The 24,398-nt window shown below is 71.3% G+C and carries 25 protein-coding genes and 1 tRNA gene; 17 read left to right on the top strand and 9 right to left on the bottom strand.

Annotated features, from left to right (window positions below; genetic code table 11):
* Positions 1 to 20: 20 nt before the first annotated feature.
* The gene (locus HNR22_RS18675) at positions 21 to 788 is read right to left on the bottom strand and encodes a hypothetical protein (RefSeq protein WP_179781431.1); all 768 of its coding nucleotides are present in this window, start codon (positions 786 to 788) and stop codon (positions 21 to 23) included.
* Positions 785 to 1,234, bottom strand: coding sequence for an NUDIX domain-containing protein (locus tag HNR22_RS18670; protein WP_179781430.1), 450 nt, complete (start codon positions 1,232 to 1,234; stop codon positions 785 to 787). The genes HNR22_RS18675 and HNR22_RS18670 overlap by 4 nt, the downstream gene beginning before the upstream one ends.
* Positions 1,235 to 1,347: 113 nt before the next feature.
* Here HNR22_RS18670 and HNR22_RS18665 point away from each other — a divergent pair, with 113 nt between their 5' ends.
* From HNR22_RS18665 to corA, 4 genes are all read left to right on the top strand, one after another.
* Entirely contained in the window at positions 1,348 to 1,743 is a 396-nt protein-coding gene (locus tag HNR22_RS18665) for a CBS domain-containing protein (protein WP_088950701.1), read from the top strand.
* A 105-nt stretch (positions 1,744 to 1,848) separates the two neighbouring features.
* Positions 1,849 to 2,307: an ester cyclase gene (locus HNR22_RS18660; RefSeq protein ID WP_179781429.1), complete on the top strand. Its 459-nt coding sequence runs from the start codon at positions 1,849 to 1,851 to the stop codon at positions 2,305 to 2,307.
* Between the two features lie 106 nt (positions 2,308 to 2,413).
* On the top strand, positions 2,414 to 3,508 hold the full coding sequence (locus HNR22_RS18655; protein ID WP_088950700.1) for an aminotransferase-like domain-containing protein: 1,095 nt from the start codon (positions 2,414 to 2,416) through the stop codon (positions 3,506 to 3,508).
* A gap of 325 nt (positions 3,509 to 3,833) precedes the next feature.
* Complete coding sequence (gene corA / locus HNR22_RS18650; protein ID WP_179781428.1) at positions 3,834 to 4,982, top strand: magnesium/cobalt transporter CorA; 1,149 nt, start codon at positions 3,834 to 3,836, stop codon at positions 4,980 to 4,982.
* A gap of 217 nt (positions 4,983 to 5,199) precedes the next feature.
* On the opposite strand, the gene HNR22_RS18645 is transcribed toward corA, so the two are convergent.
* A complete protein-coding gene (locus HNR22_RS18645; protein ID WP_179781427.1) occupies positions 5,200 to 5,994 on the bottom strand; it encodes a hypothetical protein in 795 nt (264 codons plus the stop codon).
* An 84-nt stretch (positions 5,995 to 6,078) separates the two neighbouring features.
* Between HNR22_RS18645 and HNR22_RS18640 the strand changes: the two genes are divergently transcribed.
* Complete coding sequence (locus HNR22_RS18640; protein ID WP_088950697.1) at positions 6,079 to 6,609, top strand: peptidylprolyl isomerase; 531 nt, start codon at positions 6,079 to 6,081, stop codon at positions 6,607 to 6,609.
* Positions 6,610 to 6,709: 100 nt separating this feature from the next.
* Positions 6,710 to 7,621, top strand: coding sequence for a rhomboid family intramembrane serine protease (locus HNR22_RS18635; RefSeq protein WP_179781426.1), 912 nt, complete (start codon positions 6,710 to 6,712; stop codon positions 7,619 to 7,621).
* 4 nt (positions 7,622 to 7,625) lie between these two features.
* Here the strand turns inward: HNR22_RS18635 and HNR22_RS18630 are convergent, their stop codons facing one another.
* The gene (locus HNR22_RS18630) at positions 7,626 to 8,090 is read right to left on the bottom strand and encodes a PH domain-containing protein (protein ID WP_179781425.1); all 465 of its coding nucleotides are present in this window, start codon (positions 8,088 to 8,090) and stop codon (positions 7,626 to 7,628) included.
* 76 nt (positions 8,091 to 8,166) lie between these two features.
* Here HNR22_RS18630 and HNR22_RS18625 point away from each other — a divergent pair, with 76 nt between their 5' ends.
* The 6 genes from HNR22_RS18625 (at position 8,167) to HNR22_RS18600 (ending at position 13,927) form a co-directional block, all read left to right on the top strand.
* A complete protein-coding gene (locus tag HNR22_RS18625) occupies positions 8,167 to 9,339 on the top strand; it encodes a thiolase family protein (protein ID WP_179781424.1) in 1,173 nt (390 codons plus the stop codon).
* Positions 9,340 to 9,396: 57 nt separating this feature from the next.
* On the top strand, positions 9,397 to 10,410 hold the full coding sequence (locus tag HNR22_RS18620; RefSeq protein WP_179781423.1) for a phosphotransferase: 1,014 nt from the start codon (positions 9,397 to 9,399) through the stop codon (positions 10,408 to 10,410).
* A 111-nt stretch (positions 10,411 to 10,521) separates the two neighbouring features.
* Positions 10,522 to 11,034: a hypothetical protein gene (locus tag HNR22_RS18615; protein WP_088950692.1), complete on the top strand. Its 513-nt coding sequence runs from the start codon at positions 10,522 to 10,524 to the stop codon at positions 11,032 to 11,034.
* 85 nt (positions 11,035 to 11,119) lie between these two features.
* Positions 11,120 to 11,812 (top strand): response regulator transcription factor, encoded by a 693-nt coding sequence (locus HNR22_RS18610; RefSeq protein WP_088950691.1) that lies wholly within the window; start codon positions 11,120 to 11,122, stop codon positions 11,810 to 11,812.
* A complete protein-coding gene (locus HNR22_RS18605; RefSeq protein WP_179781422.1) occupies positions 11,805 to 13,271 on the top strand; it encodes a sensor histidine kinase in 1,467 nt (488 codons plus the stop codon). The genes HNR22_RS18610 and HNR22_RS18605 overlap by 8 nt, the downstream gene beginning before the upstream one ends.
* Positions 13,272 to 13,327: 56 nt before the next feature.
* Complete coding sequence (locus tag HNR22_RS18600; RefSeq protein ID WP_179781421.1) at positions 13,328 to 13,927, top strand: hypothetical protein; 600 nt, start codon at positions 13,328 to 13,330, stop codon at positions 13,925 to 13,927.
* A 40-nt stretch (positions 13,928 to 13,967) separates the two neighbouring features.
* Here the strand turns inward: HNR22_RS18600 and HNR22_RS18595 are convergent, their stop codons facing one another.
* The gene (locus HNR22_RS18595; protein ID WP_179781420.1) at positions 13,968 to 15,569 is read right to left on the bottom strand and encodes a ricin-type beta-trefoil lectin domain protein; all 1,602 of its coding nucleotides are present in this window, start codon (positions 15,567 to 15,569) and stop codon (positions 13,968 to 13,970) included.
* A 164-nt stretch (positions 15,570 to 15,733) separates the two neighbouring features.
* Positions 15,734 to 18,067 carry a phospholipid carrier-dependent glycosyltransferase gene (locus HNR22_RS18590; RefSeq protein ID WP_246380934.1) on the bottom strand — a complete coding sequence of 778 codons (2,334 nt, stop codon included), beginning with the start codon at positions 18,065 to 18,067 and terminating at the stop codon, positions 15,734 to 15,736.
* Positions 18,068 to 18,118: 51 nt separating this feature from the next.
* Between HNR22_RS18590 and HNR22_RS18585 the strand changes: the two genes are divergently transcribed.
* Entirely contained in the window at positions 18,119 to 18,826 is a 708-nt protein-coding gene (locus HNR22_RS18585) for a glycosyltransferase (protein ID WP_179781419.1), read from the top strand.
* 65 nt (positions 18,827 to 18,891) lie between these two features.
* Positions 18,892 to 19,365: a redox-sensitive transcriptional activator SoxR gene (gene soxR, locus HNR22_RS18580; protein ID WP_179781418.1), complete on the top strand. Its 474-nt coding sequence runs from the start codon at positions 18,892 to 18,894 to the stop codon at positions 19,363 to 19,365.
* A gap of 10 nt (positions 19,366 to 19,375) precedes the next feature.
* Here soxR and HNR22_RS18575 read toward each other — a convergent pair whose 3' ends face one another.
* Positions 19,376 to 20,350, bottom strand: a complete 975-nt coding sequence (locus tag HNR22_RS18575; protein WP_179781417.1) for an NAD(P)H-quinone oxidoreductase — start codon at positions 20,348 to 20,350, stop codon at positions 19,376 to 19,378.
* A 163-nt stretch (positions 20,351 to 20,513) separates the two neighbouring features.
* On the opposite strand from HNR22_RS18575, the gene HNR22_RS18570 reads away from it, so the two are divergent.
* A tRNA-Ser gene (locus tag HNR22_RS18570) sits at positions 20,514 to 20,603 on the top strand.
* Between the two features lie 134 nt (positions 20,604 to 20,737).
* Here the strand turns inward: HNR22_RS18570 and HNR22_RS18565 are convergent.
* Entirely contained in the window at positions 20,738 to 20,893 is a 156-nt protein-coding gene (locus HNR22_RS18565; protein ID WP_179781416.1) for a hypothetical protein, read from the bottom strand.
* A gap of 145 nt (positions 20,894 to 21,038) precedes the next feature.
* Between HNR22_RS18565 and HNR22_RS18560 the strand changes: the two genes are divergently transcribed.
* Entirely contained in the window at positions 21,039 to 21,581 is a 543-nt protein-coding gene (locus tag HNR22_RS18560) for a YbhB/YbcL family Raf kinase inhibitor-like protein (RefSeq protein WP_179781415.1), read from the top strand.
* 63 nt (positions 21,582 to 21,644) lie between these two features.
* Here the strand turns inward: HNR22_RS18560 and HNR22_RS18555 are convergent, their stop codons facing one another.
* Entirely contained in the window at positions 21,645 to 22,355 is a 711-nt protein-coding gene (locus HNR22_RS18555) for a class I SAM-dependent methyltransferase (RefSeq protein ID WP_179781414.1), read from the bottom strand.
* 213 nt (positions 22,356 to 22,568) lie between these two features.
* On the opposite strand from HNR22_RS18555, the gene HNR22_RS18550 reads away from it, so the two are divergent.
* Positions 22,569 to 24,398, top strand: coding sequence for a DUF6311 domain-containing protein (locus HNR22_RS18550; RefSeq protein ID WP_246380932.1), 1,830 nt, complete (start codon positions 22,569 to 22,571; stop codon positions 24,396 to 24,398).

Here is a 24,398-nt window from a genome sequence, read left to right as displayed (position 1 = left end):
GGCCGCTCTGGTCAACCGGGTCAGCCGGGCAACGCCGCCAGGTCGGCGAGCATCGTCAGTCGCTCCTCCGCGCCGAGAGTGACGTACGGGCCGGCCGCCCGGCGATCGGTCTCCAGCTCGATGGCGGTCCGCTCGGGGCCGGCCGGCAGGGCGGCGACGCTCGATGCGGTGTGCCCGGCGGCTTCCCAGGCTGCGGCGTGCGCGTCGGCCCGGTGGTATCGCAGCGTGCCGAGTCGGTTGAGCAGCAGCACGCCCGACGGTGTGCCGTCCGGCTCGTGCGGGGGTGCCATCGCGGCGAAGGCGGAGCCGCCGCGGTCTCCCTCCTCGTCGGCCAGCACCAGGGCGTACGACAGCAGCCGGCCGAGGGCTGCCACCAGGCGTGACACCCGTTCGCCGTGCCCGTCCCACAGTTCCTCGGTGACCTCAGCGTGCACCTGGTACAGCTCGGTGAGGAAGGCCGCCCCCCGCTCGGTGGCGGAGAGTGTGCCGTCCGGGCCGCGGTGGAGCATCCCGTACGCCACCTGCTTGTCCACCGTCCGCCGGCAGACGGCCGGGTCCTGGTAACGGGTGATCGCCGCGAACCCCGGCCCGTCGACAGTGCCACCGGGTGCCGCCAGTCGGGTCCGCAGGTCGACCAGGAAGCCGGTCGCCGCCACTCCTCCGTACCGCTGGGACAGAACGGCCCCGCCACCGTCGCGGCCGGCCAGCATGCCGGCGCGGAAGGCGCGGTCCACGGCCGGGGCGAGCAGCCCGGCGAACCGGTGCGGCGCCAGCTCGACGGTGTTCACAGACCGATCGACCGCAGGACGGCGAAGCCCTCTTCCGCGATCCGCCGGATCAGCCCGTCGTTGACGTGGCGGTGCTCGTCCAGCAGGCTCACCTCGTCCTCGGCCAGCCAGCGGTATTCGGTGTGCTTGCCGGCCTCCAACCTCGGGCGGTCGAGGTCGCCGTCGACGCGGACCAGGAAGTCGTACTCGATGCGGGCCAGGCCGTCGTCGCCGACGTAGCGGTATTCGCCCACCTGGCCGAGGACGTGCGAGAGGACCCAGCCGGTCTCCTCGGTGATCTCCCGGCGCAGCGCCTCGTCGATGTCCTCGCCGGGGTCCAGGTGGCCGCCGACGATGTCCCAGCAGTTGGGGAAGAGGCGCCGTTGGGGTGAGCGGCGCTGGAAGAAGATGCGGCCGTCGTGGTCGACGATCAGCGCGCCGGCGCAGCGCAGGGGCTCGGTGGACACCGTTCGACAGTAGCGAGCGTCCGCTGTTGCGCCGAGGCTCGGTCTTGTCCCGGAAACATCCACGGACGACCATGTCGGTACCGGATGCCACCGTCCCAAGGGAGTGATGTGTGATGCAGGTACGGGATGCGATGTCCAGCCAGGTCCTCGTCGTCGGTCCGGAGCACACGCTCCGCCAGGCGGCCCGGATGATGTCGGCCCGCGGTGTCGGGTCGGCGGTCGTGATCGACCCGGACTCCGAGGGCGTCGGGATCATGACCGAACGCGACGTGTTGAAGGCCATCGGCGCCGGCCTGGACTGTGACGTGGAACGCACCGGCGCCCACCTGACCTGGGACGTGGTCTACGCGGGGCCGGAGTGGACGGTGGCCGAGGCTGCCGCAGCGATGGCCCGTGGCGGGTTCCGGCACCTGGTGGTGCTGGACGGTCGGGAGGTGGCCGGGGTGATCTCGGTGCGGGACATCATGCGGGTGTGGGCGGAAGATCAGGCCGCCGTCTCCACTACCTGACCAGGCGGGGCCGGAATCTCGGCCCGCGCAGGTGTGCCTGGCCGGATAGACGGGTAGGGATTCCTCGCGGGCGCGGAGATGCCGCCGCCCGCGGGGGAGGTCCCGATGCGCGACGCGGAGCGGCTGGTCGAGCAGCAGTACGCCATGCTCCTGCGTCGGGACGTGGCCCGTCTACCGGATCTCTACGCCCCGGAGGCGTTCTACGCCATGCCGGGCGTGACGGTCCGTCCGATCGAGCTGCCCGCACTCCTGCGCACCTGGACGGGCGCCTTCCCGGACCTCCGGGTCGACCCGGTGGGCGCGGTTCGCACCGGCGGTGGCGCCGCCGTCGAGCTGCGTCTGACCGGCACCCACACCGGCACGCTGCATTCGCCGTACGGCACCGTCGCTCCCACCGGTCGGACGGTGAGCTGGGAGGTGGCCGACGTGGTCCGGGCCCGCAAGGGTCGGATCACCGCCTGGCGTTCCTACTTCGACTGGAGCCAGCTCCTCGACGCGCTCGGCGTGCAGTTGGAGGGCCTTTCCCGGGAGGCGCACCACGACGCGCTCGCCCTTCCGGTCTGATCTGTCGCCGACCGGTGGAGTCGGGTCACCCGTCCCGGTGGCTCAGGATGCGGACATCGCCGTGCCGTCCGCGCGTCCCCCACCGCCGCCCGTACGCTCAACATCCATGACCGCCGAGCAGTTGATCTCCTTTGCCCGTGGGGCTCCCTCGCTGGACATCGTCGATGTCGAGGGGCTCAAGGCCGCCGCCGTCCGCGCCTTCGACGCCGACCCTGCGGGGGTCACGGCGTACGGCACCTCCGTCGGCTACCTTCCGCTGCGGAAGTGGATCGCCGAGAAGCACGGGGTGGAAGCCAACCAGGTGCTGGTCACCAACGGGTCGCTTCAGGCCGACGCATTCCTCTTCGACCACCTGGTCCGCCCGGGCGACGCGGTGGTGGTGGAACGCCCGACGTACGACCGGACGCTGCTCAACCTCCAGCGGATGGGCAGTGAGCTGCACGGCATCTCGGTCCAGCCGGACGGCCTGGACACTGCCGAGCTGCGCAAGCTGCTGGAGTCGGGGGTCCGACCCCGGCTCGCGCACGTGATCCCGAACTACCAGAACCCGGCCGGCATGACGCTCTCGGAGGGGAAGCGTCGGGAGTTGCTCGACCTGGCCGCCGAGTACGAGTTCACGATCTTCGAGGACGACCCGTACGCGGACATCCGCTTCCGTGGTGAGGCGCTGCCGTCGATGCTCTCGCTGGACACCCGCAACGTGGTGGTGCACGCGTCGAGCTTCACCAAGACGGTCTGCCCGGGTGTCCGGGTCGGTTATCTGGTCGGCCCGGCGGACCTGATCGCCGACATCGCCAAGAACGCGACCAGCCTCTACATCTCGCCCGGCATGGTGTCGCAGGCGATCGTGCACCAGTTCTGCGTCTCCGGTGACATCGACCGCTCGATCGAGACGGTCCGCGCGGCGCTGGGCGAGCGGGCTCAGGTGCTCGCCGAGTCGTTGCGCCGGCACCTGCCGCAGGCGCGCTTCGTGGAGCCCGACGGCGGCTACTTCCTCTGGGTGGAGTTCCCGGAGGACGTGCTGGTCGACCGGCTCGCCCCGGCTGCCGCCGAGCGTGGGGTCGCCGTGGTCAAGGGCAGCGACTTCGTGCTGGACGGTGGGCAGCACGCCCTCCGGTTGGCCTTCTCGGCGGTGACCGCCGACCGGATCGACGAGGGTGTCCGTCGCCTCGCGGAGGCCGTCGAGGCCGTCCGCGCCTGAGCCAACTGTCGGGTTCCTGACAAAACGACGATGCTGGCCGTCCCGGGACTCCCGTCCGGGGCGGCCGGCGGCCCACAATGCTGCGAGCGTCACCCGTGGATGTAGCGGAGATCACCGCCCGGCCTCCGGGTCGGCCCCCCATCTCGGGTGACGCGGCAGCACAACCTCCCGCCCCCACCGGTGCCGGGTGGGCCGTGTCGTCCCCGCACACCCCCCGATGCGGCCCGGCCCGCCCGGCACCACCCCCACGCGACAGCCGTCACACATGTCCTCGACAGCAGTCGGCGTAGCCTGCAAGCCGCAGCCGAGCGTGGGAGGTGACGCGATGACGGATCGGACAGAGCGGGACCGGACGGCGTCGTCCACCCCCGGTCGGGTGTTGCGACCTCGGGCCTGGCCTTCCCCGGTCCGGGCGATGACCCGGATCCTCAACGCCGACGGCTCGCCGCCCGTGCCGACCCCGACCGGCACCGACCGCAGCTCGGTGGTCGACTGCGCGCTGTACGTCGACGGCAAGCGGCAACCCGGCGAGTGGACGTACGCGGACGCCCTGGCGGCGGCCCGCCGCGAGGAGCACGGCTTCGTCTGGCTCGGTCTGCACCAACCGGAGCTGGCCGAGATGACCGCCATCGCGGAGACCTATGGTCTGCACGAACTCGCCGTCGAGGATGCCGTCAAGGCCGAGCAGCGCCCCAAGCTGGAGCGGTTCGGCGATGTCGTCTTCCTGGTGCTGCGTACCGCGAGGTACTGCGAGCACGCCGAGCTGACCGAGAACTCCGAGGTCGTGGAGACCGGGCAGGTGATGCTCTTCATCGGCCCGAACTTCGTGATCAGCGTCCGGCACGGCGACGCCTGCCGGCTCGCCCCGATCCGCGCCGACCTGGAGACCAAGGAGGATCTGCTGCTCCAGGGCCCGTGGGCGGTGGCGTACGGGGTGACCGACCGGGTGGTCGACCTCTACCTGGAGGTGGCCGACCAGCTCGAGGACGACCTGGATGTGCTGGAGGCCGAGGTTTTCGACCGCCACAGCCATGGGCGGATCCAACGGATTTATCAGATGAAGCGGGAGCTGGTGGAGTTCAAGCGGGCGGTGGTGCCGTTGCAGCGGCCCCTGATGACGCTGACCTCCCAGGTCAACCGGGACGTTCCCAAGGAGATCCGCCGCTACTTCCGGGACGTGCAGGACCACCTGAGCCGCACCGTGGAGCAGGTCAACTCCTACGACGACCTGCTGAACTCGATCCTCCAGGCGCGGCTCGCCCAGGTCACCGTCGACCAGAACAACGACATGCGCAAGATCGCCGCCTGGGCCGGTATCGCCGCGGTGTGGACCGCCATCGCCGGTATCTACGGGATGAACTTCGACAACATGCCCGAGCTGAAGATGACGTACGGCTACCCGGTGGTCCTGGCCATCATGCTCGGCGTCTCGTTGGCCCTCTACCGCTGGTTCCGCCGCAACGGCTGGCTCTGACCGCCGGGGGCGGAAGCACCCGCCCTGCCATGTGATCAACTCGGCTTTCGTGAAATCGGGGCATCCCGTACACCTGGATGCCCCGATTTCAAGGAAACCGAGTGGGTCTTGCTCGCCGCTCACGCGGGGCGCGGGGCGCGCGGCGAGCGCCGGCATGCGACAGCGCCGGCGAGCGGGGGTGACCCCCGCTGCGCCGGCGCTCGATGCTGTCGCTGGGTCAGCGACGGCCGTTGGTGCGGGCCGTGTCCTTGCCCAGTGCCTTGGTGAGGTCGTCGGTCGGCCGGCCGGAGACGTCCGTGGCGCCCTCGGCGACCGAGGGGACCTTGTCGGTCGGCCGGACGCTCGTCGGCTTGGCCGTGCCGGTGGTGCTGGCGCTGCTGCCGCCGGCCACCGCCGAGCTGCCGGCACCCGTCATCCCTGCCGCACCCGTCATGGCGGACCCGCCGGTCATCGCGGACCCGTCGGTCCCCTTGGTGGCGGACGGCGTGCGCACCTCGATCGAGTCGACCTCGTCGCGCATCGGCTCCAGGGTGCGGGTCGGGTCGTACTCGGCCCACTCCTGCTGCTCCCGGCGACGGCGCATGGCCACCGCGCCGGCCAGGCCGGCGACGACACCCGCTGCCAACAGGCCGGTCATCATCGAGCCGCTACGGCGCGGCTGCTTCTTCTTACCGGTGATCCGCATGGTCTTCGACTTGGCCTTCCTGGTCAGCGGCCCTGCATGCGCGGCGCCGTCACGGGCCGCCGCGGCCAGCGGTGCCAGCGTGGTGAGTGTCGTCCCCCAGCCGGTTGAGGCGCGGTCGCGCACCTTCGCCGCGGTCGGCGCCACGTAGCCACGGGCCACCTGGACCCGCGGACCGACGGTTGCGCCAGCGCCCTTCGCTGCGTGGTTGGCTGCCTGCATCAGGTGGCTGATGCTCTGGTTCAGCTCGGCCTTCGCCAGCTGCCCCTGGGACTTACGCCGCCCGAATCCAAACACGGTCCTACCTCCTGGGAGTTGTTCCTTCGTCATCCTCCACCTTCGGATGCCTCCGCGATGCCAGATCGGGCACATGGGAGGATCCGCATGGAACTGACCAACGAGTGAGGAGTACCCGTGGCCGAGGCTGTCTACGCCACCCTGCACACCAACGCTGGCCCGATCCGGCTGGAGCTCTTCCCGAACCACGCGCCGAAGACGGTCCGCAACTTCATCGACCTGGCTGAGGGCAACCGGGAGTACACCGACCCGCGCACCGGTCAGCCGGGCAGTGGGCCGTACTACGACGGCACCATCTCGCACCGGGTGATCAGCGGATTCATGGTCCAGATGGGCGACCCGACCGGCACCGGCCGGGGCGGGCCGGGCTACAAGTTCGCGGACGAGTTCCACCCGGAGCTGCGCTTCGACCGGCCGTACCTGCTGGCGATGGCGAACGCCGGACCGGGCACCAACGGTTCGCAGTTCTTCATCACCGTGTCGCCGACGCCACACCTCAACAACCGGCACACCATCTTCGGGCAGGTCGCCGACGAGCAGTCGGTGAAGGTCGTCGACTCGATCGCCAGCACCCCGACCGGCCCGAGCGACCGTCCGCTCCAGGACGTCGTCATCGAGCGGGTCGAGATCGAGCGGTCTGCTTCCTGACCGACCGGCGAGGTACCTTTGCTCGCATGATTGAGCGCTCCGGAGCACCGCACCGGCCTGCGCCGGTGGTTCGCGCGGCGGTGGACGGAGGGTCGGCCCGGTGAGCGAGTCTCCGCCGACCACCCCGGTCTGCTACCGGCATCCCGGCCGGGAGACCTACGTCCGGTGCACCCGCTGCGACCGGCCGATCTGTCCGGACTGCATGCGCGATGCGTCGGTCGGGCACCAGTGCCCGGAGTGCGTCAACGAGGGACGTCGCAGTGTCCGGCCGGCGCGTACCGCCTTCGGTGGTGGTACGGCCGGCCGGCACGGCTATGTCACGAAGACCCTGATCGCGGTGAACGCGCTGCTCCTGCTGCTCTCCATCGCCTCGGCCCGGGGTGGGGACGCGGCGATGGGGGGCTCCGGTTTCGGTGGCCTCATGGGTGGCAGCACGCCGCTGACCGAATGGGGTGCGGTGCTCGGCCGGGCGTACCTGTCCGATTACACGCTCGGTGGGATCGCCGAGGGCCAGTGGTACCGGCTGGTCACCGCGATGTTCCTGCACTACGGCGTGCTGCACCTGCTGCTCAACATGTGGGCGTTGTGGGTGCTCGGTCGGTCGCTGGAGGCCAACCTCGGGCGGGTTCGTTTCGCCGCGCTCTACCTGATCGCCGGCCTGGGCGGCAACGTGGCCGCCTATCTGTTCAGCAGCCCGAGGGCCGCCACCGTCGGGGCGTCGACCGCCGTGTTCGGTCTCTTCGCCGCACTGATCATCATCGAACGCAAACTGGGTCGGGACATCTCCCGAATCATCCCGATCCTGGTGATCAACCTGGTGTTCACGCTGGCGGTGCCGGGCATCTCGATCCCCGGGCACCTCGGTGGGCTGGTCGTCGGCGCGCTGATGGCGTTGGTGCTCGCGTACGCGCCGCGTGGCCGGCGCACGCTGGTGCAGGTCGCCGGCGGCGCGATCATCCTGGTGGTCCTGCTCGCGCTCGTGCTCTTCCGGACCGCCCAACTGCTCGGCTGACAGCTCAAGGGCGCGGGCGGGCGGCACGCAGTGCGGCGGCCACCTCTTCCGGGGTGGCACCCAGGTCGTACCGGCCGAACAGGTGCAGCGAGTTGCCCGCGTCGATCTCCAGGGTCTCGCTGGTCAGCCCCAACCGTGGCCGACGGTCGACGGCGATCGCCTCGACCGCCGACCAGGGCAGCAGCCGCCGGCCCGCGAACCCGTGGATGACGGTGAGCCCCGCCGGGTCCACCGCCAACCGGACCGGCACGACCAGATCGCGTACCGCCCAGACGGCCACCGCGACCGCGGCCAGGATCGCCACCACCAGGCGGACCGGGTCGCCGTCGGCGAAGAGCAGCCCGAGGGCGACGAGCAGGACGGCGCCGGCCAGCTTCGCCGCTGGCAGACTCGACGGCACTCGCCACTGCCGGGCCCCGGTGATCTCATCCACCCGCCCAGCATGCCAGCGGCGGTCGGATTCCGGCATCTCGTGATGGTGTGGCCGGACGGTCGGTCCGGGGACGACGTAGGATCGGGGCAGCCCAAGTTACCGGGGAGTAAACATGAGTGACGCGGTCATCGTCGGCGCGGTACGTACCCCGGTCGGGCGGCGCAAGGGCAGCCTCGCCGGCGTCCACCCGGTCGATCTCTCGGCGCACGTGCTGCGCGCCCTCGCCGAGCGCACCGGGCTCGACCCGGCGCAGGTCGACGACGTCTTCTGGGGCTGCGTGTCCCAGGTCGGCGAGCAGTCGTGGAACATCGCCCGCAACGGTGTGCTCGCCGCCGGCTGGCCCGAGACGGTCCCCGGCACGACGCTGGACCGGCAGTGCGGCTCCAGCCAGCAGGCACTGCACTTCGCCGCCGCGACGGTGCTCTCCGGCCAGGCCGACCTGGTGGTCGCCGGCGGGGTGGAGTCGATGACCCGGGTGCCGATGGGCTCCAGTGTGGCCGGCGGCATGCCGTTCAGCGACCAGCTCCGGGACCGTTACCGGGGTGTCGAGGGCTTCGCCGACGACGCGCCACTGCCGTTCAACCAGGGCGTCGGTGCCGAGCTGATCGCCCGGCGGTGGCGCCTCTCGCGTACCCAGCTCGACGAGTTCGCGCTGGCCAGCCACGAGAAGGCAGCCGCCGCACAGGACGCTGGCGCGTTCGACCCGGAGCTCACGCCGGTGCCACTCGGCGATGGTGGCAAGTTCGCCGCCGACGAGGGCATCCGCCGGGACACGACAATGGCCAAGCTCGGCGAGCTGGCCACGCCGTTCCGTGCCGACGGCGTGGTGACCGCCGGGTCCGCGTCCCAGATCTCCGACGGCGCCGCGGCCCTCGCGGTGACGACATCCGAGTGGGCCAGCCGGCACGGCCTTCGGCCGCTTGCCCGGATCCACACCGCCGTGGTCGCCGCCGACGACCCGGTCACCATGCTCACCGCCCCCATCCCGGCCACCGCGAAGGCGCTGCGCCGCGCGGGGCTGGGCATCGAGGAGATCGGTGTGTACGAGGTGAACGAGGCGTTCGCCCCGGTGCCACTGGCCTGGCTGGCCGAGACCGAGGCGGACCCGGAGCGGCTCAACCCGCGTGGTGGGGCGATCGCACTCGGTCACCCGCTCGGCGGCTCCGGTGCCCGGATCATGACCACGATGCTCCAGCACATGCGGGACAACGGGATCCGCTACGGCCTGCAGACCATGTGCGAGGGCGGCGGAATGGCCAACGCCACCATCGTCGAGCTGGTCTGACACCGCTGGGGGAAAACGCCTCGCCCCGGCCCGGGAGGGCCGCCTAAGGTGCCCAGCGTGACGACGATCGCCGGTGAGCGTGCCCCCGACTGGTCCAGTGAGCAGTGGCAGGTGCGGGCCCGGTCCTGGGTCGACGAGCGGCTGAGCCGGGCCGGCCGGCGGGTGACCGGTCTGGTGGAGCCTCGGGTGCGCCCGTGGTCTCTGGTCTGGCGGGTGCCCACCGACGACGGCCCGGTCTGGTTCAAGGCCAACAACCCCGGCACGGTGCACGAGGCCGCCCTGATCGCGACGCTCGCCGAGCTGACGCCGGAACGGGTGCTGACACCGATCGCGGTGGACCCGGAGCAGGGCTGGTCGCTGCTGCCCGACGGCGGCGAGTCGTTGCGCGACCTGCTGGCACGCGATCCCGATCTGGCGCACTGGGAGCGGGCACTACCCGGGTACGCGGCGCTCCAACTGACCACCGCGCCGCGCGCTGACGAACTGGTCGCCCTGGGCGTGCCGGACCACCGCCCCGAGGTGTTGGCCGGGCTCCTCGCCGAGCTGCTCGACGATCGCGAGGCGCTGCTGATCGGTGCCGAGGGCGGGCTCAACCCCGACCTGCACGAGCGGCTGCGAGCGGAGCTGCCGTCGTACGCCGAGCGGTGCCGCCGGCTCGCCGACATCGGCATCCCGGCCACGGTGCAGCACGACGACCTGCACGACGGCAACGTCTTCGCGGGCCCGGACGGCTACCGCTACTTCGACTGGGGCGACGCCTCCGTGGCGCACCCGTTCGGCACGCTGCTGGTGACCCTGCGGTCCATCCGGCACGCGAAGAAGCTGGCGGCCGACGACGCGGGGTTGGCGCGGTTGCGCGACGCCTACCTGGAGGCGTGGACCGACCGGTACGACCGCCGGACCCTTGTCGAGGCCGCCGACCTCGCGATCGGCCTGGGGCCGGTGAGCCGGTCGCTGTCCTGGCGGCGAGCTCTGGACACCGTCGACGAGTCCCGCGCCGAGTACGCCGACGCGGTCCCCGGTTGGCTGGAGGAGCTGTTCGCCGCAAGTCCCCTTCAACCGGACTGCTGACCACGATCCGTCCAAGTCGGAAGTCGGACAGGCAGTGCGACCTGCGGCGTGGAACTTCCAAAAAACCCGCGTGACCCACGTCACCCCGCCGAAGACGTCGTTGGGCAGGTCATGGACGTCTTCTCCCGAACGTTCCTTCCGGCCGCCGCTGAGGCTGGCCTGGCCGTGCAGACCGTGAGCCGGCACATGCCGGTCTTCCGGCGCTGCGTCGGCTCCGGTGACGCCACCATCCTGGTCACCCGTTGCAGCCGCCCCGACCGTCCGGTCACCGGCGACTACCTGCTGCTGCTCACCCACCGACGACTGGTGGTCACCCAGCAGACCCGACTACTGCACCGTCTGCGCCTGCATCTCAACACCGAGTTGCGCGAGCTGAGCAACGTCACCTGGAGCCCGGACCCGCGACTCCAGTCGGTCGAGATGGCGGCCACGGCGATCGACGGGATCCGCGAGCGGTTCCTGATCCGCACCAGTCACCCGAAGCAGGTCTGGCAGCTCGACGCGCTGCTCAACCATGCCTTTCGGACCCGCCTGCGGGTGCCCCGTGAGCGCATCCTCGCCACCATCGGTGACGCGCCGGCCGCCGCGCGGCCCAACGCGTTCCGTCCCGCCGTGGTGAGCTGACGCCCCACCGGGCTTTGCGTCGCCTTTACCCAACTCGAACACGCACCGATCGCGCCGGGTCCACCGGGTCGGCAATCATGGGCCGGTGACCGTCGAACCGCCGCACCGCGGGCTCGTCCTCGTGGTCGAGGACGAGCCGGCCATCGCCGACCTGGTCCGGCTCTATCTCACCAGGGACGGCTTCGGCGTCCACCTGGAACGGGACGGGGCGGCCGGTCTGAGCGCCGCCCGCCGGATCCGCCCGGTGGCCTGCGTCCTGGACATCGCCCTGCCGGGCCTGCCCGGCACCGAGATCTGCCGCCAGCTGCGCGAGGCCGGTGACTGGACCCCGGTCATCTTCCTCACCGCCCGCGACGACGAGGTCGATCGGATCGTCGGTCTGGAGTTGGGCGCCGACGACTACGTGACCAAGCCATTCAGCCCCCGTGAGCTGGTCGCCCGGGTGCGCGCGGTGCTGCGTCGTTCCGCCGGCGGCCCGGAGGGCGCGGACCGGCAGCGCGTCGTCGGCCCGGTGACGCTCGACCCGGCCCGCCGAACGGTCACCGCCGCGGGCGCACCGGTGCAGCTCACCTCCACCGAGTTCGACCTGCTGGCCCATCTGATGGCCCGGCCCGGCCGGGTCTTCACCCGCGAGGAGCTGCTGGCGGGGGTCTGGGGGTACGCGGCGCACGCCGGCACCCGCACGGTGGACGTGCACGTCGCCCAGGTGCGGGCGAAGCTCGGCCCGGCCAGCGTGATCCGGACCCACCGTGGCGTCGGGTACGCGGTCGATGCCTGACCACTCCGGGCGCGCCGGGTCGCCGACCATGTCGCTGCCGGTGGTTGGCACCTCCCCACCCGCCGCACCTCGACGTGGCGGCCTCGGCCGTACGCTCACCGCCCGGGCGGTGCTGGTCACCTGCGCGGTGGCACTGGTGTCGGTGCTGGTCACCGCGATCGTGGCGGTGCCGTTGGCGATCCGTGGCGCGGAGCGGCGCGACCAGGAGGCGCTCGCCGCACAGGCCCGGCTCGCGGCCGAGGTGCTGCGCACCCGCCTGGACCGGGGTCGCAGCGCCGACGAGGAGCGGCTCATCCAGCAACTGCGCAACCAGGACATCGACGCGTACCTGATCCGGCGCGGAGCGGTCGACCGGCCGGGGCTGCCACCTCGGGTGGTGCAGCGGATCGGCCAGGGGCGCAACGTGTCGGTCCGGCGCGTCGTCAACGGCGAACGTGCCCTGGTCGAGGGCCGGGCGCTACCCAACGGCAACGGGGTGGTGCTCTCCCGCCCCTCGGCGAACGGGCTGTGGGCCCGGGTGCTGCTGAGCCTCTGGTTGCCGCTGCTGGCCGGGTTGGCCGCCGGTGTGGTGGCCGGGTTGCTGCTGGCCCGCCGGCTGGCCCGGCCGATCCGCGTCGCGGCCACCGCCGCCGCCCGGCTGCGCGCCGGCGACCGCGCCGTCCGGGTGCCGGTCGAGTCACCGGACGAGGTCGCCGACCTGGCCGAGGCATTGAACGGTCTGGCTGGCGCGCTGGCCACCAGTGAGGGGCGGCAGCGGGAATTCCTGCTGTCCGTCTCGCACGAGCTGCGCACCCCGCTGACCGCGATCCGGGGGTACGCCGAGGCGCTCGCCGACGGGGTGCTCGGCGCGGACGACACCGTCGACACCGGTCGGACGATGCTGGCTGAGGCCCAACACCTGGACCGGCTGATCGGGGACCTTCTGGCGCTGGCCCGGCTGGAGGCCGCCGACTTCCCGCTCGAACCGGTGCCGGTGGACCTGACCCAGTTGGCCGTGGACGCGGAGCCGACCTGGTCCGGCCGGTGCGCGGCGGTGGGCGTGCCGTTCCGGTTGGAGACGCCAGGTCAGCCGGTGCCCGCGTACACCGATCCGGGGCGGATCCGGCAGGTGCTGGACGGGTTGCTCGAGAACGCGCTGCGGGTCGTACCCCCGGGGTCGCCGGTGGTGCTCGCGGTCCGGCCGGCGGGTGCGGAGCCGGCCGCCGGCGGTGAGCTGGAGGTCCGGGACGGTGGGCCCGGCTTCACCGACGACGACCTGGCGGTGGCGTTCGAACGCGGGGCGCTGCACCAGCGTTACCGGGGGGTGCGCAAGGTGGGCAGCGGGCTGGGGTTGGCGCTGGCCGCCGGCCTGGTCCGCCGGCTCGGCGGGGAGATCGCCGCCGGGCACGCGCCGGAGGGCGGTGCCGCCTTCACGGTCCGGCTGCCCGGCGATCCTTACCTGGCTCGAACATCGGCCTGACGCTCCGCTCGTCCTCGACGGAGATGCTGAGGGCTCCACGGACGAGAGGGAACGTCATGCCACGTTGGGGATTCGCCACCGGCACCACGGCACTGCTCGCGGCGGTCACGTTGGGCGTCAGCGGCTGCGGTGCGGCCGAGGTGGCCAGCCAGCCCGCCCGCGAGGCCGCCGTCGAGGTCGCCGCCGCGATGGGCGTGGAAGGTCAGGCGCTGACCGCGATGGGCTTCGACGCCGACGACCTGGACGTGCAGACCGTCGCCGCGCCGGCCACCCCGACGCCGGGTGCCTCCCCCACCGCCAAGGACAAGGCCCGGGAGAAGCGCGGCGAGGAGTGGCGCAAGCGCCGCCAGGCCCGGGTGCTGCTGCGAAAGAACACCCTGCACGGTGAGGCGGTCGTGAAGACGAAGGACGGCGGTACGCAGACCGTCGCCGTGCAGCGCGGCGAGGTGACCGCTATCGACGGTGACTCGATGACCGTCAAATCTACCGACGGCTTCACCATGACCTGGACCTTCGGCGACGACCTGCGGGTCGTGGAGCGGCGCGCCACCGTCCAGCCGAGCGAGGTCAAGGTGGGCGCGACACTCGGCGTCGCCGGTGCGAAGGACGGCGACAAGGGCGTGGCCCGGCTCATCCTCATCCCTCGCGCCAAGTGAGCGAAGGGGCCCCTGAGTCGGTCAGGGGCCCCTCGTTCCGTCAGTAGACGCGGGAGCCGATGAAGTCGTCGTGACCGTAGCCGACCGGGTTGGCGGCGGTACGGGCCTCGAACGACCACTGCTGCCGGGTGCTGGTGGAGCAGGTGGCCAACCGCAGCCGGGGAGCGCCCGACGACGGGCTGTCGAACGCCACGCAGAGGTTGCTGGCGGCGGCCGGCTTGATCTGGTTGCCGACGAAGGCGAACTGCTGGGCGGCAGTGCCGTTGCAGTCGTAGATGTTGACCGCCGTGCCGGAGGTCATCGATCCGCCGGCGACATCGAGGCAACGGTCGTGGGACAGCTCCGAGTGCAGTGACCGCTTGGCCGAGTCGTACCAGAAGCCCTGGTTGCGCCCGCCGTGGCAGCCGTACGACTGCTGGGCGGTGCCGTTGCGGGAGTCGTAACCCTTGCCGTCGACGCAGGTGTTGGTGGCGGGGTTGCGCAACTGCTTGAACTGCATCAGGCCCGGGTAGAGCACGCCGGCGCCGGTGCTGGCCGGGTCGACGCAGGTGGCCTGGTTCTGTCCGGAGTTCCAGAACTGGGTGATGCACTGGGCGAACATGCCGTGCCCGCGGGCGTTGGGGTGGAACGACTGCCGGGCGGCGTTCTCGTTCCAGATCCCAATCTCGATGTTGAGGCCGCGGACCGAGGTGTTGTCGGTGCACACCTCGTGGCCGTGGAAGAGCCGGCTGGCGTCCAGGTAGCGGGTGCCGGTCTGAGTGGCCGCCGCGCGCAGCGCCGACTCGAACAGCGGCACCGCCTTGTTGCGGGCGAACGCGGCATCGGCCAGGTATAGCAGGCAGCCGCCGGAGTACCAGCCGGGGAAGTTCGGGTTGTCCTCCACGTCCGGGCTGGCCGGGCTCGGGTACGACATGAGCACCAGTTCGTAGTCCGTGCGCAGGTAGCCGGCCCTGGTCATGGTCTGCCGGATGTCGGTGAGAGCGTCAGCAACCGCCCGGCGGCTGCCGTCGGTGCGGATCGTCCACTGGTCGGTGTAGTCGGGGTAGCAGTTGCCCTGGAGGAAGACCCGGCTGACCGCGCAGTCGGTGGCGACCGGGCCGAACTGGATGGTGCCGTCGCCGTTCGCGCCGACCACCACCCAGATCAGCTTCACGTGCGTGTTGCGCGCCTTGATGCCCAGGTAGTCACCCTGGTTCAGCTCGTTGTGCTGGGTCGGGCCGCCGGCGATGAGGTTCCACGGGGTGGCACCGGAGCAGGCGATGTTGTATCTCGCGTCCGACGGGATGCCGGTGCGGAACACCGCCTGGTCGTACGAGCGGTCGCACCAGTTGCCGTCCTGGTGGGTGCCGGGCACGTAGTTGCCGACCCCCTCACCGGAGATCTGGCTGTCGCCCATGGTGATCAGTGCGGTGCGGCGTTGCTCGATCGGGCGGATCGCGGGGGTGCCGTAGAGGGCGGTGGCCTCGGCGGCCCGGATGGCCTCGAGGTTGGCGGGGAGTGGTTGGACGGTTGGACGGTCGGCGGCGGTGGCGGGGGTGGCCGGTCCGGCGAGCATCGGTAGGACGAGGGCGGCGACGGCCACGGCGACGGTGATGGCCCGTCGTCGGGTCGCGCGTTCGGGCCTGGCGGGGATTGCAGGCATCGACGCACTCCTTTCGGCTCAGTCGCGGGACGTCGACTGAGTTACCAGACGGTAACGTGCGGATCAATGGATGTGAATGCGTCTCGGATCCTTGGGCGCGAGCTGCAGAACCGCCCGGATCGGACTATCCGGGCGATCGAGATGCGCCGAAGCGGACCGCCGGGTCAGCGGCCCGGCGGCAGGGCGTAGCCGACGTAGCCGCGGAATTCCAGCCGCCAGCCGGCCGGGACCAGCTTCGTGCAGGCCGGCCGGCTGCCGGTGCAGACGATCGCGTCGACCGAGGACGGGTCCGCCGGCGGTCGCTCCGGCAGCACCGACTGCAACGCCACCAGGTCCGGCGAACCCCCGTCCGGCTGCCGGAGCAGCAGCCACCACGGGTACTCCCAGTTGTCGTTCTGCTGCACCAGCCCGATCCGTCCGGCACCGCTGTCGCGGACCGCCGTGGCGGCCCAGCGGAACTCGTCGGCCCACTGCGGGCGCCGCAGGAACCGGGTGTCCCAGTCCGAGGTGGTGAAGACCGAACCGGCACCGACCAGCCGTCGCGGAAAGCCGTACGACAGCGCGAGCACACCGGCCAGCGCCGAGGTGGCCAGCACGGTGACCGCCGTCAGCGTGGCCACCGACCGGCGGGCTCCCGACCGGCCCGGGTTCGCGCGGCGGCGGCGGAAGAGCGCATCGAGCCAGAGTCCGGCCAGCGGCACGGCAAGCACCACGGCGTAGAGGATCAGCCGGTTGCCCCACGGCTGCCACTTGATCATCGAGGTGTGCAACAGGACGGCGGCCAACACCACCACCGCGTACGCGCGCAGCGGCCCGGCCTGCTCGGGGTCTATCCGGCGCGGACGGGCGAGTGCGACGACCGCACCGATGAGCACCAGCGCCCCGGTCAGGGGGAACGCCACCCGGTCCTCGTCCGGATACCAGGCCGGCTCCGGAAATATCTCCCGACCGAAGGTGATTGCGCGGTCCTGCGGGTCGACCCCGATCGCGCCCGCTCCGTCGATGATCGCCTCGGCTCCGACCCGGCGCAGGGGTGCCAGCGGCGTGTCGAACGCGGTGTGCCCGATCCGCAGAGCGTTGACCACTATCGACGGCGGGTCGTGCCGTTCCATCGGGATCGACTCGCGCAGCCGGGGCGGCCCCAGCGGGTGCCCGAACTCGGCGGTCACCCGGGCCAGGAACGGGCCGACCACCACGGCCGCGACCAGCAGGATCAACACCGAGGCACCGACCGTGCGGGCCAGCCCGCCGACCGGCCGAGGCCGCCGACCTCCGCCGGCCGCCGTCGGGCCGGGCGATGCCGCGCCGGCTGCCGTCGGGTTGGGTGATGCCGCGCTGGTCGCTGTCGGGTGGGGCGTCGCCGTGCTCGCGGCCCGAGCCAGCCGGAGCTGGGCCAATCCCCAGAGCAGCAGCAGCGGACCGACCGCGATCAGACCGCTGGTCTTGGTCACCGCGGTCAGACCGGTGGCCGCCCCCAACCCGAGCACCGTGCCCCAGCCGGTCCGCCGACGCAGCCCGTCCAGCACCAGGGTCGCCGCGCAGATCACCCACGCCGCGCAGACCAGGTCGGTCTGCGTGCTGGTCGCCTGGAGCACCACCATCGGCGTGGTCGCCAACACGAACGCGGTGAGCAGTTGGGCCCGCCGGCTGCCGCCGAGCTGCGCGGTGATCCGTGCGGCCACCAGGAGGCAGAGCACTCCGGCCGCCCACTGCACCAGGTTGTGCAGGTGGTCCCCGCCGGTGAGGAGGCGAAGGTGCAGCAGCAGATACTCGGCTCCGGGCGGGATGGTCACCTGCCGGTGGATGGCGGTGGGCCAGAAGTCCAGGTCACCCTGAGCGACCCAGTGCTCCACCTTCGGCAGGTGATAGGTCTGTGAGTCGAAGTTGTTCGGCTCCGCCAGCAGCGCGACCAGCAGCTCCAGCAGGACCAGCCCGCCGATCGCGCCGACGAGCAGCCGCTCGCCGCGTCCCGCCGTACGCCAGGCGTCGAGGGCCACGGCGAGCAGGCCGGACGGTGCCTGGTCGGCGCGGGTCGGCGTGGGGTCGGGCCCGGTCGCACCGGGCTCGACGGCGGCGGGCGGGTCGGCGCTGCGGCCGGACACCACGGCGCCGACCGGCACCGGTCGCGGCGCGGCCGTGAGCGTCGGCGCGGTACGGGTCGCGCGTCGCTGCCGCAGACCGGCTGCTGTCGCGGCGGCGGCAAGGAAGAGCAGCCACGCGGCGGCGAAGGCCGGCCGGGTCAGCGCGTGCAACGCGCCGAGGAGCTCGACGACGAGCACCGCGTACACGCCGGTGAGCAGTGCGGCGCGCACCACGGCGAGCCGTAGCGGCGCGACCGCGCCGACCTCGCGCGGCCTCATCGCGACGGTGAGCAGGAGCGCCCCGGCGGCGGGAACCGCCGCGAGCAGAGAGCCGGCAGCCGACATGGCGGGTAGTAAACACCATTCGTCTGCGCCCGCCACGCCGACGGCCCGTGGTGGCGGCACATCGAAGGTCAACCAGCCAGGCTAGGCTATGCCCGACGTGTTGTCGCCACCGTGGAGATTCCCGTGAAGCTCTCGATCCTCATGCCGGTCTACAACGAGGAAGAACGCATCGCGGATGCCCTCAAGCAGGCGTTGGCGGTTGACTATCCCTGCGAGATCGAGTTGGTCGTCGTCGACGACGGCAGCCGGGACGGCACCGGCGAGGTCCTCGGCCGCGCCGACGACGCACGTCTGCGTGTCATCACCCACCAGCGCAACGCCGGTAAGGGTGCCGCCATCAAGACGGCGGTCGACAGCGCGGAGGGTGACTACATGGTCATCCTCGACGCCGACCTGGAGTACGACCCGCAGGACATCCCCAAGCTGCTCGACCCGGTGCTCGACGGGCGGGCCACGGTGGTCTACGGCAATCGCACCTTCGGCAGCCACAGCGCCTACAGCTTCTGGTACGTGATGGGCAACAAGGGCGTCACGATGGCGGCCAACGTGCTGTTCAACTCGTACATCGGCGACCTGGAGACCTGCTTCAAGCTGATGCCGGTGGCGCTCTACCGGTCGCTCGACGTGCGCTCGCGCGGCTTCGGCATGGAGGCCGAGGTGACCGGCAAGCTGCTGCGTCGCCGGATCCGCCCGTACGAGGTGCCGATCAGCTACCGGGCTCGTGGCCGGGAAGAGGGCAAGAAGATCACCTGGAAGGACGGCGTCGAGGCGATCTGGATCCTCGGCCGCGAACGCGCCCGCCGTCGTTCCACCGCTCCCGCGCCGCGCTGACCGACGGCACTCGGACGGGCCGGCTAACCTTGAGTTGAAGTGCACTTCAACTCAAGGACCTGGTGATGCAGGATCTACTGACGATCGGTGAGTTGTCGGTCCGCTCGGGCGTGGCGCCGTCGGCGCTGCGCTACTACGAGCGACTGGGGCTGATCCGCGCCGATCGGACCGGCGGCAACCAGCGCCGGTACGCCCGCGCCGAGTTGCGGCGGGTGGCCTTCATCCGGATCTCCCAGCAGGTCGGCGTCTCGCTCGACGAGATCCGTGCGGCACTGGACTCGCTCCCCGAGGCCCGTACGCCCAGCCCACAGGACTGGGCGCGGCTCTCCGCGAGCTGGCGGAGCCGGCTGGACGAGCGGATCCGGCTGCTCACCAGGCTCCGCGACGACCTGGACGGCTGCATCGGCTGCGGCTGCCTGTCGTTGCAGCGCTGCACGCTCAACAACCCTGGGGACGCGCTGGCCGGCGAGGGCCCGGGTGCCCGGCTGGTGCTGCCCCGACCGGCCGACGACCCGACACCGGCGGGCTCGCCCGCCTGACGCCGGCTGCTCACCCGAGGGTGAGCAGCACCTTGCCGAAGTGATCGTTCGACTCGACGAGCCGGTGCGCCTCGGCCGCCTCGGTCATCGGCAGCCGCCGGTCCACCACCGGTCGGACCCGGCCCGCCTCGATCAACGGCCACACCTCGTCCCGTACGCCCTGGACGATCTCCGCCTTCTCCGCGATCGGTCGAGACCGTAGGGAGGTCGCGGCGACGGTCGCCCGCTTGGTCAGCAGCGCGCCGAGATCCAGCTCAGCCTTGCGCCCACCCTGCATGCCGATCACCACCAGCCGACCGCCGGTCGCCAGCGCCGAGACGTTCCGGCCCAGGTAGGACGCCCCCATGATGTCCAGGATCACGTCCGCGCCACGACCGTCGGTGACCCGCCGGACCTCCTCGACGAAGTCCTGCTCGCGGTAGTCGATCGGGTGCGACGCGCCCAGCTCACGCAGCCGGGAGTGCTTGGCCTCCCGGGCGGTGGTCACGACGGTCGCGCCGAGGGCCGCCCCGAGCTGGACCGCGAAGGTGCCGATCCCACTGCCCCCGCCGTGCACCAGCAGCGTGTCGCCCGCGCCGAGCCGCCCCACCTGAACCAGGTTCGACCAGACCGTGCACGCCACCTCGGGCAGCCCCGCGGCGTCAACCGAGTCGCAGGCCGGCACCGGCAGCAACTGCCCGGCCGGGACCGCAACACGCTCGGCGTACCCGCCGCCGGACAGCAGCGCACAGACCTGCTGCCCGACCGCCCACCCGGCGACCTCCGAACCGACCACGGTGATCACCCCAGAGCATTCCAACCCGGGGTACGCGGACGCGCCCGGCGGTGGCGGATAGTGCCCCTGCCGTTGCAGCAGGTCAGCGCGGTTCACCCCGCTGGCCCGCACATCCACGATCACCTCGTCGGGGCCCGGCTCCGGGTCGGGCACCTCGGCCCAGACCAGCGCTTCGGGTCCACCGGGCTGCGGGATGGTGATCGCCTTCATGGAGTCAGTCTTACCCGATCTCGCCCGGCACCGCAGGCGCACCCTCCAGCCCACTGTGGACGCGGCGGACCGCTTGGCCGGCGCATTCGGGGAGGGACGCCGGGCCGCCCGATGGGAGCCGTGGCAGACTGTGCGTGGCCGTACGCCTGCGGGTGGCGGCCTGGGAGGGTTCGCCTAGTGGCCGATGGCGCTGGTCTTGAAAACCGGTAAGGCAGCGATGTCTTCGTGGGTTCGAATCCCACACCCTCCGCCACGAACAGGGTTGATCGACTCGGTTTCAATGAAATCGGCGTATCGGGCCGCCCCGGAGACCGCGACTTCCATGAAGGCGAATGGATCACGGCCGGGCGGGCCCGGCCGAGACACCGGAACGCGCCTGGTTCCCGGTCACTCCGGCGGGTCTGTGGGCCGTCGGGCCTCGCGGATCGTCTCCTTGGCCAGTCGCTCCACCGCGCGTCGGCGTTCCTCGGCGATGGCCTGATCGTCCCGGCGGCGGAACGCGGTGAAGACGGCTGCCACGAAGTCCCGCCAGATGCCGGCCACGGTGTCCCCCTGAGGAACGTTGCCCGACCTCAACGGTAGCTCTGGCAAACCACCCCCTCGGTGAGCGCGTACTTCCGGTCGTTGGAGGGGCTGCGGCGGGGTAAGAAGGGGCTGGTAACTCCGCACACCGGAAGGACGCGTCCCGATGACCCTGGAACGACCGATCGCCCCGGACCCGTACGAGCTGCTGCCGACGCTGCCCTCGTTCACGCTGACGAGTGACGACGTGCAGAACGGCGAGCCGATGGATGCCCGGCACGCGCATGACAGCACCGGGGGTGACAACGTCTCGCCGCAGCTGACCTGGTCGGATTTTCCCGCCGAGACGAAGAGTTTCGCGGTGACCTGCTACGACCCCGACGCGCCGACCGGCAGTGGTTTCTGGCACTGGGTGCTGGTGAACGTGCCGGTCGACGTCACGCAGTTGCCCAGCGGCGCCGCCGGCGCGGCGGGCACCGACCTCGGCGGGGCGTTCTCGGTTCGCAACGACTACGGCCAGCAGGGCTACGGCGGGGCCGCTCCGCCGGCCGGTGACCGCCCGCACCGGTACGTCTTCGCGGTGCACGCCGTGGACGTCGACCGGCTGGACCTGACCCCGGACGCCACGCCCGCCTACGTCGGCTTCAACCTCACGTTCCACACCCTGGCCCGAGCGGTGATCCGCCCGACGTACCAGATCAAGGAATGATCCGTACCCCGCGATCTTGCACTTGATGGCGAAACACAGTGCAAGATCGCGGGGCCGGGTGGGTCAGGAGGGGACGCGGGCCACCGCGAAGACGGACTGCCCGAACGGGGGCCGGACGAGCTGCTCGGCGGCCTTGGTGGCGGGCAGGACGACGGTGTCGTACACCTTCACCATCGGGCCCTCCTTCGGCATCAGCCGGAAGACCTTGGTGGCCATGAAGTAACCGATCAGACCCAGCGCGTTGGCGTAGTGGATCTTCTCGACGGTCAGGCCGGCCTCGGTCATCGCCGCCTGGAGCGTCTTCTTCGTGTAGCGGCGGACGTGCCCCGTGGCGATGTCGGCCGGGCCCATCGCGAACTGGAAAGCCGGCACGATGATGATCACGGCGCCGCCGGGTCGGACCAGGTCACGCATGCTGCGCAGCGCGCCCACGTGGTCCTCGATGTGCTCCAGGACGTTGTACGAGACGGCGGCGCTGTAGTCGCCCCCGTCCTCGTGCGGCAGCAGCATCTGCCGGACGTCGATGTTCGGCCGCGCGGCGAGGCGCTCCTTGAGCTGCACCAGCCGGTCCGGGTCGGCCTCGGTGGCGGTGAACCGGGGCAGGCGCTCCGACCATTCCAGGGCGTAGTCACCGAGGCCGCTGCCGATCTCGATCGGGTCGTCGCCGAGGTACGGCACGGCCAGTTCGATGAACCAGCGGCGGTGGTTGACAGCGGTGGCCAAGCCTTCCAGCACCTCGGACTGCACGCGCTGATCCCCAGTGATTTCTGCCATGCGTCGATTCCTCACGATATGAACTCGACCCGTGCCTGGACCGACAGAGTGAATCATCCGCTGGGACGGCAGAAGAATCGGGGCATCGGGGGTGGCCGAATTGTGGTCGGGGGGTGGGTTCGTGATCGGCGGTCGGCGAACCCGGCACATAGTACGGCAGTACCCCGAAACATGTCACGGCAGCGCCATGCCCTGACTACCCTGTGAATTGTCATGACTACTCCCGAACCGGACGTGCCCAGCGACGGTCCGGCCGCCGCGTCGTCGGCGCAGGGGGCCTCTGGTGATGCTCGGCCGTCCCGCAGCGGGAAGTGGGCCGATCTGACCGCCGTGCTGAGCTTTGTGGTGCTCGGCTTCTGGGTCACCGGTCGGCTCTGGTTGGACCCGGGCAGTGATGTGCGGGACAACCAGTCAGATCAGTCGCAGTTCGAATGGATGATGGCGCACGGTGCGCGGGTCGTCACCCATTTTGTGTACCCGTTCCATTCCGACCAGATGAACGTCCCGGACGGCGTGAATCTGATGGCTAATACGTCCGTATTATCCATTTCATTGCCGTTGACGCCGATTACTCTGCTGTTTGGGCCTCGGGCGGCATTCCTGGTCTTTCTCACCGTCGGCATGATTGCCACCGCCACGGCCTGGTACTTCCTGCTCTCCCGGGTCCTGATCGGCACCCGGGGGCCCGCGTGGCTGGGCGCCGGCTTCTGCGCGTACGCGCCCGCCATGGTGTCGCACGCCAACGGGCACCCCAACATCGTGTCGCAGTTCGTCGTCCCACTGATCATCTGGCGCACGCTGCGACTCGGTGAACCGGGCCGTTGGCTGCGCAACGGGGTCCTCCTCGCGCTCGTGATCGTCTGGCAGGCCTTCCTCAACCTGGAGATCCTGCTGATGACCGCGATCGGGCTCGGCGTGGTCGTCGGCGTGCTCGCCCTCGGCCGCCCGGAACTGCGATCGCGAATCCGGCCCTTCCTCGCCGGCCTTGCCGTCGCCGCCGGGGTCGCCGGGCTGCTGCTCGCGTACCCGCTCTACGTGCAGTTCTTCGGGCCGGGCGCGTACTCCGGGCTGTCCCGCCTGATCCGTGGTTACTCCAGCGACCTCGCCTCGTTCGTCGCGTACTCCCGGGAGTCACTCGCCGGCAGCCCGCGCACCGCCGCCGGCCTGGCCAAGAACCCGACCGAGGAGAACAGCTTCTTCGGTTGGGCGCTGGTGGTGCTGGTGATCGCCCTGGTGTGGTGGATGCGCCGCTCGGTCGTGGTGCTCGCGCTCGCCGCGCTCGGGCTGCTCTTCGCGGTGCTCTCGTTGGGCCGCGAGGTCCGCTTCGACAACCGGGGTACGGGTGTGCCCGCTCCCTGGGCGGCGCTGGAGAACCTGCCCATCCTGCACTCGGTCGTGCCGACGCGGTGGGCGTTGGCGATCACCCCGATCGTCGGGCTGCTGCTCGCCTTCGGTGCGCAACGCGCCCACGAGCTGGCCCGCTCGCACCCGGCCGCTCGTGGGCAGATCCGCTTCGTCACCGCCACAGTGCTCGTGATGGCCCTGTTGCCGATCGTGCCCACTCCGCTGCCCGTGGCCCATCTGGACCCGGTGCCGACCTTCGTGACGAGTGGGGCGTGGCGTCCGTACGTGACGGGTGGGCGCAGTGTGGTGACCCTGCCGTTGCCGGACACCACCTACGCGGAGCCGCTGCGCTGGTCCGCCGAGACCCGGCTGGACATGCCGCTGGCTCGTGGCTATTTCCTGGGCCCGGACACCCGCCCGAACGCGGACCCCCCCAAGGTCGCGCTGTTCGGTGCCCCGCCGCGCCCCACCAGCAGCTTTTTCTCCACCATCCGACGTACCGGGGCAGTGCCGCCGATCACCCCGCAGGACCGGGTCAAGGCGGTCGACGACCTGCGGTTCTGGCGGGCCGGCGTGGTCATCCTCGGCCCGCACGAGCACGAGGCAGCGCTGCGTCGGGGGATGACCGAGCTGACCGGGATCCAGCCGGTCTTCACCGGCGGTGTGTGGGTGTGGGACGTGCGGCCGTTGACCGACTGA

Origin of the sequence: Micromonospora jinlongensis (genome assembly GCF_013410645.1) — a bacterium.
GTDB classification, from domain to species: Bacteria; Actinomycetota; Actinomycetes; order Mycobacteriales; family Micromonosporaceae; genus Micromonospora; species Micromonospora zamorensis.
The sequence above is the reverse complement of the archived record's forward strand: the minus strand, read 5'-3'. Positions and strand labels throughout refer to the sequence as shown.

Coding starts and splice junctions, on each gene's coding strand:
- HNR22_RS18600 (WP_179781421.1), top strand. CDS start 13,328: ATGCCACGTTGGGGATTCGCCACCGGCACCACGGCACTGCTCGCGGCG.
- soxR (WP_179781418.1), top strand. CDS start 18,892: ATGCAGGATCTACTGACGATCGGTGAGTTGTCGGTCCGCTCGGGCGTG.
- HNR22_RS18645 (WP_179781427.1), bottom strand. CDS start 5,994: ATGACGAAGGAACAACTCCCAGGAGGTAGGACCGTGTTTGGATTCGGG.
- HNR22_RS18605 (WP_179781422.1), top strand. CDS start 11,805: ATGCCTGACCACTCCGGGCGCGCCGGGTCGCCGACCATGTCGCTGCCG.
- HNR22_RS18550 (WP_246380932.1), top strand. CDS start 22,569: ATGACTACTCCCGAACCGGACGTGCCCAGCGACGGTCCGGCCGCCGCG.
- HNR22_RS18615 (WP_088950692.1), top strand. CDS start 10,522: ATGGACGTCTTCTCCCGAACGTTCCTTCCGGCCGCCGCTGAGGCTGGC.
- HNR22_RS18555 (WP_179781414.1), bottom strand. CDS start 22,355: ATGGCAGAAATCACTGGGGATCAGCGCGTGCAGTCCGAGGTGCTGGAA.
- HNR22_RS18625 (WP_179781424.1), top strand. CDS start 8,167: ATGAGTGACGCGGTCATCGTCGGCGCGGTACGTACCCCGGTCGGGCGG.
- HNR22_RS18655 (WP_088950700.1), top strand. CDS start 2,414: ATGACCGCCGAGCAGTTGATCTCCTTTGCCCGTGGGGCTCCCTCGCTG.
- HNR22_RS18630 (WP_179781425.1), bottom strand. CDS start 8,090: ATGCCGGAATCCGACCGCCGCTGGCATGCTGGGCGGGTGGATGAGATC.
- HNR22_RS18575 (WP_179781417.1), bottom strand. CDS start 20,350: ATGAAGGCGATCACCATCCCGCAGCCCGGTGGACCCGAAGCGCTGGTC.
- HNR22_RS18560 (WP_179781415.1), top strand. CDS start 21,039: ATGACCCTGGAACGACCGATCGCCCCGGACCCGTACGAGCTGCTGCCG.
- HNR22_RS18660 (WP_179781429.1), top strand. CDS start 1,849: ATGCGCGACGCGGAGCGGCTGGTCGAGCAGCAGTACGCCATGCTCCTG.
- corA (WP_179781428.1), top strand. CDS start 3,834: ATGACGGATCGGACAGAGCGGGACCGGACGGCGTCGTCCACCCCCGGT.
- HNR22_RS18595 (WP_179781420.1), bottom strand. CDS start 15,569: ATGCCTGCAATCCCCGCCAGGCCCGAACGCGCGACCCGACGACGGGCC.
- HNR22_RS18665 (WP_088950701.1), top strand. CDS start 1,348: ATGCAGGTACGGGATGCGATGTCCAGCCAGGTCCTCGTCGTCGGTCCG.